The following is a 12,645-nucleotide window of genomic DNA, read 5'->3' on the forward strand; positions in this document are numbered from 1 at the left end:
CTCTACTGACTGGGGGAGGAACGATAATTTTCAACACGTCGACGCTGGTACTCTCTTACCGCAGCATTGTGTTCTCTCAATGTTTTCGAAAACACATGGGAACCATCACCCTTGGCGACAAAGTATAAAGCATTCGTTTCACCCGGGTGCATCGCGGCATGAATGGCTTCATAACCAACGTTCGCAATGGGCGTAGGCGGCAACCCATTAATAGTATAAGTGTTATAAGGGGTAGGTCGTTGAAGATCACGACGGGTAATATTCCCCTTATAGGAGTCACCCATTCCATAAATAACCGTTGGATCAGTTTGCAATCTCATCCCCCGTTCAAGGCGACTGACAAACACCCTAGAAATCAACGGTCGCTCTTCAGGAACCCCCGTTTCCTTTTCAATAATTGACGCCATAATCAAAGCTTCATAAGCCGTCGCATAAGGCAGCCCCTTCGCCTTATCGCTCCACTCTGATTCAAGGGTGCTAACCAATAACCTATGAGCCTGCATAAAAATATCCAAATCCGTATCACCATCGTGATAGCGATAGGTGTTTGCCAGCAACATACCTTCAGGAGAAGCAACGTTTAGCCCCATTTTCTCAGCTATTTGCTCTTCAGACAGGTCACTCAGTGTCATTTGGATATTACCCGTTTGCTCTAAGGCAATCAGATAATCACGGTAGGTTTTGCCTTCCAGTAAGGTCACTGGGTAAAAAACAGTGTCTCCCGAATCCAGCAGGGCCATCACATCAATAAGATTCATATTTGGCTGCAGCTCATAAACCCCAACCTTAGGCACTAAGGTGGGATCCAGTTTAAAAGCAATACGTGTAAGCACAGGATGCTCAATCCATCCAAGATCGGCCAACTGCTGCCCAATTCTAATACTGCTCACACCTTTTTGAACCTCGTAGCGTTCCGGCTCAGTGATATTAATTGGCTTAGTTAAATAGTGATAAGCCATCCCCCCAGCAATTGCCAGAAGAGTGACAGCCAATACTAAAAGCAGTAAAAAAGACTTAATTAATTTCATGAGAATTTACCAAACGCTCCCTTAAAGATCGGCAAATTGGACCGACAGATAACTCTCGATCATTGAATTGAACAACCGGCAAAATACCACTGAGCGCATTTGTAATAAAAATCTCATCCGCATCAGACAAGGTAAGAATATCCTCCTGCACTATATTAACGACCCCAAGATGGGCTTGGATAACAGCATGACGCATGGTCCCCTGAACCCCTGACGCAGACAGTAACGGAGTAAAGAGCTCGCCATTTTTCACCCAAAATAGATTACTCTGCACACATTCAACCATCTTGCCATTCGCATCACTCAAAACCGCTTCAAAATACCCATCCGGTAACATTTGTTTAGCCAAGACATTCTCTAAACGATTTAGATGCTTGAGCCCAGCAGTATTGCGATTAATGGAAGTTTGAACAGGTAAATGAGTTAACGAAATACCTTGAGATTGAGCGGCACTGTAATCTGGCAGATCAAACATCCCCACCAGCCAGGAAAAATTCGCCGATGCAGGTGGCAAATAGCCTCTCCCGCCAGAACCACGGGTCACCATCACCTTAAAACCAACCGACTCAAATCTTGCCGCCTGATCTGACAAGAAACCAGCCAACTTAACTATTTCGCTGGTATCGACTTTAAACCCTAAGCGCTTAAATCCGCGCTCTAAGCGGCTAAGATGAAGAGAAAGATTAGAGATGACACCATCATGGGCAGACAAGGTCTCAAATAAGCCATCACCGTAAGCCAAGCCACGATCAGAAAGCTCTATACTTGTTGCTGGATTGAAATTTAAAAACCACTGCATATGACTGATCTCTAAAGAAAAGCTAATCATAACAGATAAGGAAATGGCGTCCCATAGGGGGTTCGAACCCCTGTTACCGCCGTGAAAGGGCGGTGTCCTAGGCCTCTAGACGAATGGGACGTAGAGATCTTCCGTAGAAGTATGTGCTGAGCACAGAATGGAGCGGGAAACGAGGCTCGAACTCGCGACCCCAACCTTGGCAAGGTTGTGCTCTACCACTGAGCTATTCCCGCATGACATTGAGTTTTACAACTGACTTTTATGTAGTGAAAAGCGTTGGCGTCCCATAGGGGGTTCGAACCCCTGTTACCGCCGTGAAAGGGCGGTGTCCTAGGCCTCTAGACGAATGGGACACAATAGAAAGCGTACTTTCATTCGCTATTTAACAACTGCGAGAGTTGGCGTCCCATAGGGGGTTCGAACCCCTGTTACCGCCGTGAAAGGGCGGTGTCCTAGGCCTCTAGACGAATGGGACACATGATTGCTTCCGTAGAAGCTCCCTACTCTTACGAGTGAGGATAATTGGAGCGGGAAACGAGGCTCGAACTCGCGACCCCAACCTTGGCAAGGTTGTGCTCTACCACTGAGCTATTCCCGCATAATGTTACGTATTTAACAACTACGTTAAGTTGGCGTCCCATAGGGGGTTCGAACCCCTGTTACCGCCGTGAAAGGGCGGTGTCCTAGGCCTCTAGACGAATGGGACACATGATTGCTTCCGTAGAAGCTCCCTACTCTTACGAGTGAGGATAATTGGAGCGGGAAACGAGGCTCGAACTCGCGACCCCAACCTTGGCAAGGTTGTGCTCTACCACTGAGCTATTCCCGCATAATGTTACGTATTTAACAACTACGTTAAGTTGGCGTCCCATAGGGGGTTCGAACCCCTGTTACCGCCGTGAAAGGGCGGTGTCCTAGGCCTCTAGACGAATGGGACACATGATTGCTTCCGTAGAAGCTCCCTACTCTTACGAGTGAGGATAACTGGAGCGGGAAACGAGGCTCGAACTCGCGACCCCAACCTTGGCAAGGTTGTGCTCTACCACTGAGCTATTCCCGCATAATGTTACGTGTTTAACAACTACGTTAAGTTGGCGTCCCATAGGGGGTTCGAACCCCTGTTACCGCCGTGAAAGGGCGGTGTCCTAGGCCTCTAGACGAATGGGACACATGATTGCTTCCGTAGAAGCTCCCTACTCTTACGAGTGAGGATAATTGGAGCGGGAAACGAGGCTCGAACTCGCGACCCCAACCTTGGCAAGGTTGTGCTCTACCACTGAGCTATTCCCGCATAATGTTACGTGTTTAACAACTACGTTAAGTTGGCGTCCCATAGGGGGTTCGAACCCCTGTTACCGCCGTGAAAGGGCGGTGTCCTAGGCCTCTAGACGAATGGGACACATGATTGCTTCCGTAGAAGCTCCCTACTCTTTTGAGTGAGGATATTTGGAGCGGGAAACGAGGCTCGAACTCGCGACCCCAACCTTGGCAAGGTTGTGCTCTACCACTGAGCTATTCCCGCATACTTGCTTGCCTTAATGATAACTTTCATTAAGCTACTCTGACCAAGGAGCCAATTCGTAAATTGGCGTCCCATAGGGGGTTCGAACCCCTGTTACCGCCGTGAAAGGGCGGTGTCCTAGGCCTCTAGACGAATGGGACACGTCAGAGTCTTGCTGTGCAAGCGGGTGCGTATATTACTGTTACCAGACTGAAAATCAACAACTTTTTTTAAATATATGTAATCTAAGTATAAAATCGTCACAACAACTGAATTTTGATTAGGAGATCTTATGATCCGCAAACCTTTATTAGTGGGTATAGCATTAGCCAGCACAATCCTTTTACAAGGCTGTGCAAACACTACCCATGTCATCAACTTAGCTCCTGAAGCAAACATTGAAAGCCAACAACGTACAAATACTCACTCTATTAAGGTAAACGTCTCTGGATTTGATGGCAGCGCGATTGGCAGCATCGATACAGGCATTGGTGAACACGCCGATATCACCATTGCCAACAATGTCAGCGTTGCCCTTTACCAGAGCATACAGTCTTCCCTAACCCAGTTAGGTTTTACACCATCCCAAGGCCGAACCCCTTCTACCTCTATTACCTACACCATCGAAGAATTAAGCTACACAACGAAAACTCTTTCCCTTAAGACCGAAGCGAAATTAGTAAACGATATTAAGGTAACAGTAGAAAAAGGCGCGAAGACTTATACGGCCAATTTCAAATCAGAAAAAATCGATCAATACGGTTCATTACCTGATCGCGAGGACGTAGAACAAGAGATTAATGATTTGGTAGGAAAAACAGTCGCACGCAGCCTTGAAGATCCGACCATTCTAGACATGCTGAGCAATTAATAGATAGCAATAAGCCCAAGGTTAATCCTTGGGCTTAAAGTCTAATGAAGCAGAGTTAACGCAATAACGAACACCTGTCGGCTTTGGTCCATCAGGAAATACATGCCCCAAGTGAGCATCGCATTGCTCACAGACAATTTCCGTTCGACGCATCATCCAAGAGTCATCAAATAACTCTTTAATGTTTTCCTTGTCTGCATCATAAAAGCTGGGCCAGCCAGAGCCTGAGTTATATTTAGTATCAGAATCAAATAAGTGAGCACCACAGCACACGCAGTAATAACTACCCGGCTCGTAGAACTTTTCATACTTACCAGTGAATGGACGCTCCGTGCCTTTATTACGAACTATTTGGTACACTTCTTCTGGTAAACGTTGCTTCCATTCTTCATCGGTTACAGCTTTAACATCATTATTGATTTTATCATTACTCATATTGAAGACTCCGAAATAACGTAGCGTTAGTATACTGAACATATCCCTCTTTAATAAGGAAGCGTCGTGGAAATACGTAAATCCAATAAACTAGCCAACATCTGCTATGAAATTCGCGGCCCAGTATTAAAAGAAGCCATGCGTATGGAAGATGAAGGCCATCGAATTTTAAAACTGAACATTGGCAACCCAGCCCCTTTTGGCTTCAAAGCCCCTGATGAGATTCTAGTCGATGTGATCAAGAATCTACCTAACGCTCAAGGTTACTGTGAGTCCAAAGGTTTGTTTTCCGCCCGCAAAGCCGTTATGCAAAAGTACCAAGCCTTAGGCATTCGCTCCGCCAACGTAGAAAATGTCTGGATGGGGAACGGTGTCAGTGAGTTAATCGTGATGGCCATGCAAGCCCTACTGGATGACGGCGACGAAATCCTAATCCCTGTACCGGACTACCCTCTTTGGACGGCGGCGGCCACACTCTCTGGTGGCTATGTGCGCCATTATCTTTGTGATGAGGGAAATGGATGGCAGCCAGACATCGCCGATATCAAATCGAAGATTTCAAACAAAACAAAGGCCCTGGTTATCATCAACCCGAACAACCCAACAGGTGCAGTGTATTCTGAAGAAATACTCAAAGAAATTGTTGCCCTAGCCGAAGAACACGGACTACTTCTGTTTTCTGACGAGATTTACGATCGAATCCTTTACGATGGCGCACTACACATACCTCTCGCCACCTTAACGGAAGGCCGCATTCCCTGTGTCACTTTCGGTGGCCTATCAAAAGTCTATCGCACCGCAGGCTTCCGCTCTGGCTGGATGACCATCACTGGCCCACTCAGCGGCATGGAGGATTACATTGCTGGACTTGATATGTTGAGTTCAATGCGCCTTTGCGCCAACGTCCCAGCCCAGCATGCTGTACAAACAGCGCTTGGAGGCTACCAAACCATCAATGAACTGACCGCTCCAGGGGGCAGACTCTATGAACAAAGAAATCTTGCTTGGGAAATTCTCGATAGCATCCCAGGGGTTCACTGTCATAAGCCTGAAGGTGCCTTGTACCTTTTCCCAAGACTCGATCCTAAAATGTATGACATCAAAGATGACGTGGACATTGCCCTACGCTTTCTGAAGGAAGAAAAGGTGCTATTGGTCCATGGCACAGGGTTTAACTGGCCTACCCCAGATCACCTTCGTATTGTCTTCCTGCCCCATGTAGAAGAGCTACAACCCGCCATGGAACGTTTTGCCGCGTTTCTAGGAAGAATTCGAAAATAGTACTACTTGAAAAGGAACTAACTGCCCCTATGATGCTCCATAGTACTTTTACTTTGGAGCGTCTAAATAATGCGTATACTGCTATTTTTATTAACAAATATAGCTGTTCTAGTTGTTGCTGGTATTGTTCTGAGCCTGTTGGGCGTAGAGCGCTACATCTCTGGTAGCGGTTTAAACCTAACATCACTGTTAATTTTCTGTGCTGTATTCGGCTTTACTGGAAGCATCATTTCCCTTCTTCTTTCCAAAAAGATGGCAAAATGGGGCTCCAAAGCACAGGTTATTGAACAACCTCGTAACCACAAAGAACAGTGGCTTCTAACAACTGTTCAAGAGCTTGCCAACGAAGCAGGCATCAAAATGCCTGAAGTGGCGGTCTTCCCTGCTCATGAGGCTAACGCGTTCGCCACAGGCTGGAACAAAAATGATGCTCTAGTGGCCGTATCAAGCGGTATGCTGGATCGCTACCCACCGGATGAGATTCGTGCTGTTATGGCACACGAGATCGGTCACGTTGCCAATGGCGACATGGTGACCCTGACCCTCATTCAAGGGGTGGTAAACACTTTCGTGATGTTCTTTGCCCGTATTGCCGCTTACGCCGTGGACTCCTTCCTTCGCCGTAACGATGAAGAAAGCCAAGGAAGTGTCGGTTTTGGCTATTACATTGCGACCTTTGTGTTTGAAATCCTATTTGGCATCCTAGCAAGCATGATTGTCATGTGGTTCTCGCGCTACCGTGAATTCCGCGCCGATGAAGCGGGGGCACGTTTAGCTGGCAAAGGGGCCATGATCGCCGCTCTGGCGAGAATCCAAAGCGAAAACGAAGTCTCCCACATGCCTGACAGCATGCTGGCTTTTGGTATTCACAAAGGACCTTCACCTAAACTTGGTGAGCTTTTCTCTAGCCACCCACCCATCAAAGATCGCATCGCTGCATTGCAACAGCTGTAAGGTCGCCACAAAGCACAAAAAAGCCCCTCAATTGAGGGGCTTTTTAATAGTAAGTAAATTTAAGACTTGGCACTGATGGTTTCAAGAATATAAGCAAGCAACGGAATCCCTTGCTCCTTATCCATATCGATAAAACGAATACCATATACGTATAAATACTCAACCCCCATCCTTGAGAGGAATGCATTATCTGCAATGGAGGCCTGAACCTGCTCAAGCATCTGGATTTCTTGATTGCGAATTTCACACTGGATTTTGAGGATATGCTTGTAGCCACCAATCGTCACGTTCACGGCCATACGCATGGTTTGGTTCACAGACCCAAAATCCGTCTTGGATAAGATCTTACATCCGCCAGTACTTAAATCCACCACCACCCCAGTTGCAGACTCACTAATAGGCTGATCACCGACACCCGCCTCCAAGGAACAAATAAGACGAGTTTCAACACGAGCGGCTTGGCGTACTTCAGAGGTATCCACATAGGCAGGATAAGCTAAATGGAGATGTGCGCCCGGCTCCATATAGCTTTTAGCCACCTTCGTAGAAAACGCACAGACGGATGTGGCAAGCATTAACCGGACATTCACAACTTGACTGTCCCTAACAATGATATTTTTACCGCCAACCCGAGGGCACGATACAATCAGAGACCTTCCCGGAATACGACCAAGCACTTTCACAGTGTGACGACCTGGGGGAGAAATGAACTCCAACTGGACATTTGTTCCAATTGGCACATCCAATTCTTTGAAGTCTACCTGGCGAACTTCGGCCATTTTTATCCTTACTTCTCAAATGCTTTTTTAAAACCGAGAGCCATCAATTGTTGCTCATAAGATGGAGCTGAAATAACACAAGTACTAAACTCATCTCGCTCCACGTAATGTTTGCGAAGCCAATCAAAGGGTTTCAATTGACCACTCGTCATCACCCTTAGAAAACGATTACTGTCCCGTGATGGATCGTAGATAGCGAGCATGGCTCTTGATAAAAACTCTAACGGAGACAACTGCTTGCTTAAGCTCAATGATTCGATACTACCCCGAGAGATGGATTCCGAAAAGGAACTTCTGACATTCAAGTCAAAATATTTGCACATTGCCTCATAGATCTGCCAAGTCCCCTTTTCCCTGCCCTGCTTGCTATATCCTGCAATATGAGGCGTGGCAATATCACAAATACGAGCAAATGCCATATTAGGGGTTGGCTCTTGATGCCATACGTCGAATACTAAGTTTAAAGCACCGTTGAGCTCATCGAAGCGGGCCATTAGAGCCTCTTCATTGATCACGCCGCCACGGCCAGCAGAAATAATCGTTTGACCAGCACGAAGATTCGCAACGCTCTGGGCGTTAATCATATCGAAACTAGGGTAATCACCAGTCCGAGTAAGAGGCGCATGCAAACACACAACATCAGCCCCCAACACTTCTTCAAGGGTACCTTGAGTGACACCTGTAACACTCGATTGTACCAATGGGTCATAAACTGTCACATTGCAGCCTAATTTAACAAAACGAGCCGCTACCGTTTTGCCAACATTCCCCTGACCAATCACCCCAATAGTGGCGTCCAACCAGTTCAACCCCTTGTTAAGATACAAATGCGCCAAAGAGCTAAACACATAATCTGCTACCGCATCCGCATTACACCCAGGGGCACTATTGAAGCCTATTCCTTGCTTTGCTAAATAAGACTTATCAATGTGATCAGTGCCTATGGTGGCACTACCGACATACTTAATGGATGACCCCGCCAATAGGGCTTCATTCACCTTAGTCACAGAGCGTACTAAAAGTACCTCCGCATCAGCCAACATGTCATTCGTCAAATCACGACCACTCACAAGAGTGACGTCCCCTAGGCCAGAGAATAAGCGCTGGGCGTTTGGCATGTTTTCATCGGCAATTATTTTCATGAGACTCTCTTAAAAATTGTTGTAGCGGTAGCGAGGATTGTGCCGTGCGCAGGTATAACGCTTGGGCGAACTGTTCTACCCGTTTAGGTAAGCCATTTTCTAATAAGGTCTTAACATTGTCATACACCGTCCGTCGAAAGGGCGTCGGATCGTAGTCTGGCAAAGCTAAGTTATCAACACTGACATCAAAAGACATGCCTGCGGCCCAATGGAAAATACATTCATAGGACTGGGGCGTAATTTCCACTTGCTCAAACTGCTTCTGCTGAGCTTCTGAACGACCATCCTCCGCATACCAATACCCGAAGTCATCTAACTGACGTCGTGCCTCTCCTGCCACACACCAGTGACTTATTTCATGCAAAGCACTGGAGGCGTAATCGTACCGATACTGAATTTGGGCAATACCATCTGAATCAGAGGCAAGATAAAAAGGCTCATCAAAGCCACCACACAAGGTGGTTTTATAAGCATTAAAAAAGACGTCCTTAAACGTCTTTTCAAGAATTTCTGCGGTCAACATTGAATCTCGAAATGGGCTTGCTCGACACTTCTGACGTAGAGCAAACCCTGAGAATGTCTCTAGCCTCGGAAGTAGCGAGCGGTTACGAATGGCATTTTTGTTGCCTTTAATGGGATCAGTTTACCACGAAGTGAGGCAAAAAGAGGGGTTTCTAAATGACTGGATGACACGTAAGCCATAATGATTGGTTGACCAAGAGTTGGCGCAAAGCCACCACTGGTCACAACACCTACCGCTTCACCAGACTCAGTGACAACCTCAACCCCTTCACGTACTGGCGCTTTTCCTTCCACAACAAAACCAACACGTTTACGCGAAGCGCCTGAATCAAGCTGAGACAGAATAACATCAGCCCCCACAAAGCCCCCAGCACGCTCACCCTCTTGGCGACGCACTTTCTGAATAGCCCAAGTAATAGAGGCTTCCACTGGCGTTGTGGTGTCGTCTAGATCATGACCGTATAAACATAAGCCTGCCTCCAAACGAAGTGAGTCACGGGCACCCAGACCAATCCACTCCACTTCTGCTTGACCTGTTAAGGCCTTACAAAAAACCGCAGCAGAATCATTAGGCACAGAAATCTCGTAACCGTCCTCTCCCGTATAACCTGAACAGCTAACCCACAATTCAACACCTTCCCAGATTATTTTGGCAGATTGCATAAATAACATCTGCTCAACACCAGGTAATAGATTAGCAGTCGCTGCGCGTGCTTTAGGCCCCTGGATTGCCACCAAGGCCCGATCTTCAACAACCGTCACTTCAGTGGTTTTAAGAGACGACTTTAAATACGCCACATCTTGCTCTTTACAGGCAGCATTAACCACCATGTAAACACAGTCGTCACCCCAGTTAGTGAACATTAGGTCATCTGTGATGCCGCCTGTTTCAGTAGTAAAAACACCGTAACGCTGAGTATTCAATGGCAAGCCTTTGACATCTACTGGCAAAATAGCTTCAAGCTCGTCTTTTACATTCTCACCTTTCAAGATCACTTGACCCATATGAGACACATCAAACAAGCCTGCATCGCTGCGCGTCCACAAGTGCTCTTTTTTGACCCCTAATGGGTATTGCACAGGCATTTCATAGCCTGCAAATTCCACCATGCGAGCACCGGCATCAACATGGGCTTGGTATAAAGGAGTACGTTTCATTGAGCACCTCAACAGTATCTTAGGTTCGCTAGAGAATTAAGTTTCCAATTGGAAACAAAGTATCTAAGTTCGCCGTTAGTTTTGCAACCTTCCATTGATTGTTCGAATAATTTTTGTCCAGCATCCCCGTATTATCTACTGAAAAGCTATATTTATAACCATTCGGTCAACATTTGAATTCTGAACATTTTTTACTAGACTCGTGTTTTTGTTTAGCAACACATGTTTCCAATTGGAAACTTTTTGTTTATGATTTGAGAAACTTAGTCAGAGCAGATGATTATAGCGACAGTGTAATTGATCTTTTTTCATCTATTTTGATCAGACAAATGTTAGAATATGTCCGTTGTAAAATGTCACTGACATGAATGTTAATCTAAGAGGACCCCAACATGGCGAACACTGAAGCCTTTTTCAGCCAAGCACTTAAAGAGCGTGATGCTGAGCTTTACGCAACACTTGTAGAAGAACAAGAGCGTCAAGAAACTGGTATCGAGCTAATCGCGTCTGAAAACATCGTTTCTAAAGCTGTTTTAGAAGCACAAGGCTCTGTCCTAACCAACAAGTACGCTGAAGGCTACCCAGAGCGTCGTTACTACGGCGGCTGTGAAGCAGTAGACGTAACTGAGCAATTGGCAATTGATCGCGCTAAGCAGCTATTTGACTGTGAATTCGTGAACGTTCAGCCTCACTCTGGCGCTCAAGCAAATGGCGCTGTAATGTTGGCACTGCTTCAGCCAGGTGACACCATCATGGGTATGTCCCTTTCCTCTGGCGGTCACTTAACTCACGGTGCGCCACCAGCACAATCTGGTAAATGGTTCAATGCCGTTCAATACGAAGTTAATGCGGACACATTGTTGATCGATTACGATGCGATCGAAGCGCAAGCAATCGAATGCCAACCTAAAATGATCATCGCTGGTGGCTCTGCTATTCCACGTCAAATCGACTTCAAACGTTTTCGTGAAATCGCTGACAAAGTAGGTGCTTACCTATTCGTAGACATGGCACACATTGCTGGTCTAGTAGCGACAGGCGCACACCCTTCTCCACTGCCACATGCGCACATTGTTACTACAACTACCCACAAGACACTTCGTGGTCCTCGTGGCGGCATGATCTTATCTAACGACTTGGATCTAGGTAAGAAAATCAACTCTGCAGTATTCCCTGGCTACCAAGGTGGTCCACTTATGCACGTTATCGCTGGTAAAGCGGTTGCATTTGGTGAAGCACTGAAACCAGAATTTAAAGACTACATTGCGCAAGTTGTTAGCAATGCTAAAACCCTTGCTGCAGTAATGGTTGAGCGCGGCTACGGCATTGTGACTGGCGGTACTGACACGCACCTGATGTTGGTTGACCTTCGTCCAAAAGGCTTGAAAGGTAACGTTGCAGACAAGGCCCTTGAGCGCGCTGGTATCACATGTAACAAAAACGGCATTCCGTTTGACACTGAAAAACCAATGGTTACCTCTGGTATCCGTCTTGGTACTCCTGCTGCGACCTCTCGCGGTTTTGGTGAAGAAGAATTCCGTAAAGTTGGCAACCTGATCAGTGATGTACTAGATAGCCTAGTTGAAAGCCCAGAAGGCAACACTGAAGTTGAAGCACGTGTACGTGCGGAAGTTGCTGAGCTTTGTAAGCAATTCCCTCTATACCGTTAATTTGTTCACGCCCGAGACCTACCGTCTCGGGCAATTTATATAGGACTTATGGCCATGAGCAACATTCCATCTAATCTGAAATATGCTGATTCTCACGAATGGGTACGCGACAATGGTGATGGCACCGTTACTGTTGGCATCACAGACCACGCACAAGACCTACTAGGAGACGTGGTATACATCGAGCTTCCTGATGTGGGCGCAGAAACAACTGCTTCTGAACAGTTCTCACTGGTTGAGTCTGTGAAAGCAGCATCTGATATCTACGCACCCGTTTCTGGTGAAGTCGTTGAAGTGAACGAAGCCCTAGACGACTCCCCAGAGCTTGTGAATGAATCACCATTTGAAGACGCTTGGATTGCTAAAATCAAACTTAATGACCCTGCTGAACTAGACAAGCTTTTAGATGCGGCTGCATACGCAACCTCTATCGAATAATTCGACTCAACACCCCTAACCCTAGGGGTGTTATTTCTCCTCCTGCAATTTCTTTTATAGGTGACCT

Annotated in this window: 12 protein-coding genes and 14 tRNA genes; 5 read left to right on the plus strand and 21 right to left on the minus strand. The window is 46.5% G+C overall.

All coding sequences use genetic code 11. The features are described 5' to 3' along the window. Positions 1–2: 2 nt before the first annotated feature. From mltG to ACZ5DR_RS15085, 16 genes are all read right to left on the minus strand, one after another. Positions 3–1,028, minus strand: a complete 1,026-nt coding sequence (gene mltG, locus ACZ5DR_RS15010) for an endolytic transglycosylase MltG (protein WP_377368841.1) — start codon at positions 1,026–1,028, stop codon at positions 3–5. Next, positions 1,015–1,827 (minus strand): aminodeoxychorismate lyase, encoded by an 813-nt coding sequence (gene pabC, locus ACZ5DR_RS15015; RefSeq protein WP_377368840.1) that lies wholly within the window; start codon positions 1,825–1,827, stop codon positions 1,015–1,017. The genes mltG and pabC overlap by 14 nt, the downstream gene beginning before the upstream one ends. A 44-nt stretch (positions 1,828–1,871) precedes the next feature. Next, a tRNA-Glu gene (locus ACZ5DR_RS15020) sits at positions 1,872–1,947 on the minus strand. A 38-nt stretch (positions 1,948–1,985) separates the two neighbouring features. Beyond that, positions 1,986–2,060 (minus strand) — tRNA-Gly (locus ACZ5DR_RS15025). Positions 2,061–2,104: 44 nt separating this feature from the next. After that, a tRNA-Glu gene (locus ACZ5DR_RS15030) sits at positions 2,105–2,180 on the minus strand. A 46-nt stretch (positions 2,181–2,226) separates the two neighbouring features. Beyond that, positions 2,227–2,302 (minus strand) — tRNA-Glu (locus tag ACZ5DR_RS15035). 48 nt (positions 2,303–2,350) lie between these two features. Further along, positions 2,351–2,425, minus strand: a tRNA-Gly gene (locus tag ACZ5DR_RS15040). 32 nt (positions 2,426–2,457) lie between these two features. Then, a tRNA-Glu gene (locus ACZ5DR_RS15045) sits at positions 2,458–2,533 on the minus strand. A 48-nt stretch (positions 2,534–2,581) separates the two neighbouring features. Then, positions 2,582–2,656: transfer RNA gene (locus ACZ5DR_RS15050), tRNA-Gly, on the minus strand. Positions 2,657–2,688: 32 nt separating this feature from the next. Beyond that, positions 2,689–2,764 (minus strand) — tRNA-Glu (locus tag ACZ5DR_RS15055). 48 nt (positions 2,765–2,812) lie between these two features. After that, positions 2,813–2,887, minus strand: a tRNA-Gly gene (locus ACZ5DR_RS15060). A 32-nt stretch (positions 2,888–2,919) separates the two neighbouring features. Then, a tRNA-Glu gene (locus ACZ5DR_RS15065) sits at positions 2,920–2,995 on the minus strand. A 48-nt stretch (positions 2,996–3,043) separates the two neighbouring features. Beyond that, positions 3,044–3,118 (minus strand) — tRNA-Gly (locus tag ACZ5DR_RS15070). A 32-nt stretch (positions 3,119–3,150) separates the two neighbouring features. After that, positions 3,151–3,226 (minus strand) — tRNA-Glu (locus ACZ5DR_RS15075). Positions 3,227–3,274: 48 nt separating this feature from the next. Continuing rightward, positions 3,275–3,349 (minus strand) — tRNA-Gly (locus tag ACZ5DR_RS15080). A 64-nt stretch (positions 3,350–3,413) separates the two neighbouring features. After that, positions 3,414–3,489 (minus strand) — tRNA-Glu (locus ACZ5DR_RS15085). Between the two features lie 131 nt (positions 3,490–3,620). On the opposite strand from ACZ5DR_RS15085, the gene ACZ5DR_RS15090 reads away from it, so the two are divergent. Continuing rightward, positions 3,621–4,199, plus strand: coding sequence for a YajG family lipoprotein (locus tag ACZ5DR_RS15090; protein WP_377367975.1), 579 nt, complete (start codon positions 3,621–3,623; stop codon positions 4,197–4,199). A 21-nt stretch (positions 4,200–4,220) separates the two neighbouring features. On the opposite strand, the gene msrB is transcribed toward ACZ5DR_RS15090, so the two are convergent. Continuing rightward, positions 4,221–4,634: a peptide-methionine (R)-S-oxide reductase MsrB gene (gene msrB, locus ACZ5DR_RS15095; RefSeq protein ID WP_377367973.1), complete on the minus strand. Its 414-nt coding sequence runs from the start codon at positions 4,632–4,634 to the stop codon at positions 4,221–4,223. Positions 4,635–4,700: 66 nt separating this feature from the next. Between msrB and ACZ5DR_RS15100 the strand changes: the two genes are divergently transcribed. Next, positions 4,701–5,915, plus strand: a complete 1,215-nt coding sequence (locus tag ACZ5DR_RS15100; RefSeq protein WP_377367968.1) for a pyridoxal phosphate-dependent aminotransferase — start codon at positions 4,701–4,703, stop codon at positions 5,913–5,915. A 66-nt stretch (positions 5,916–5,981) separates the two neighbouring features. Further along, a complete protein-coding gene (htpX, locus tag ACZ5DR_RS15105) occupies positions 5,982–6,869 on the plus strand; it encodes a protease HtpX (protein ID WP_464543927.1) in 888 nt (295 codons plus the stop codon). 59 nt (positions 6,870–6,928) lie between these two features. Here htpX and ACZ5DR_RS15110 read toward each other — a convergent pair whose 3' ends face one another. Genes ACZ5DR_RS15110 through gcvT form a run of 4 tightly spaced genes read right to left on the minus strand, consistent with a single transcriptional unit; the run spans position 6,929 to position 10,470 of the window. After that, the gene (locus tag ACZ5DR_RS15110; RefSeq protein WP_377367964.1) at positions 6,929–7,648 is read right to left on the minus strand and encodes a flagellar brake protein; all 720 of its coding nucleotides are present in this window, start codon (positions 7,646–7,648) and stop codon (positions 6,929–6,931) included. An 8-nt stretch (positions 7,649–7,656) separates the two neighbouring features. After that, positions 7,657–8,790, minus strand: a complete 1,134-nt coding sequence (locus ACZ5DR_RS15115; RefSeq protein ID WP_377367962.1) for a 4-phosphoerythronate dehydrogenase — start codon at positions 8,788–8,790, stop codon at positions 7,657–7,659. Continuing rightward, positions 8,771–9,313: an elongation factor P hydroxylase gene (locus ACZ5DR_RS15120; RefSeq protein ID WP_377367960.1), complete on the minus strand. Its 543-nt coding sequence runs from the start codon at positions 9,311–9,313 to the stop codon at positions 8,771–8,773. Before ACZ5DR_RS15120 ends, ACZ5DR_RS15115 begins: the two co-directional genes overlap by 20 nt. Before the next feature lie 59 nt (positions 9,314–9,372). Further along, on the minus strand, positions 9,373–10,470 hold the full coding sequence (gene gcvT / locus ACZ5DR_RS15125; protein WP_377367958.1) for a glycine cleavage system aminomethyltransferase GcvT: 1,098 nt from the start codon (positions 10,468–10,470) through the stop codon (positions 9,373–9,375). 392 nt (positions 10,471–10,862) lie between these two features. Between gcvT and glyA the strand changes: the two genes are divergently transcribed. Beyond that, entirely contained in the window at positions 10,863–12,140 is a 1,278-nt protein-coding gene (gene glyA, locus ACZ5DR_RS15130; protein WP_377367956.1) for a serine hydroxymethyltransferase, read from the plus strand. A gap of 54 nt (positions 12,141–12,194) precedes the next feature. Then, positions 12,195–12,578 carry a glycine cleavage system protein GcvH gene (gene gcvH / locus ACZ5DR_RS15135; RefSeq protein WP_377367953.1) on the plus strand — a complete coding sequence of 128 codons (384 nt, stop codon included), beginning with the start codon at positions 12,195–12,197 and terminating at the stop codon, positions 12,576–12,578. The last annotated feature ends 67 nt before the right edge of the window (positions 12,579–12,645 follow it).

It is taken from the genome of Marinomonas vaga (assembly GCF_055388305.1).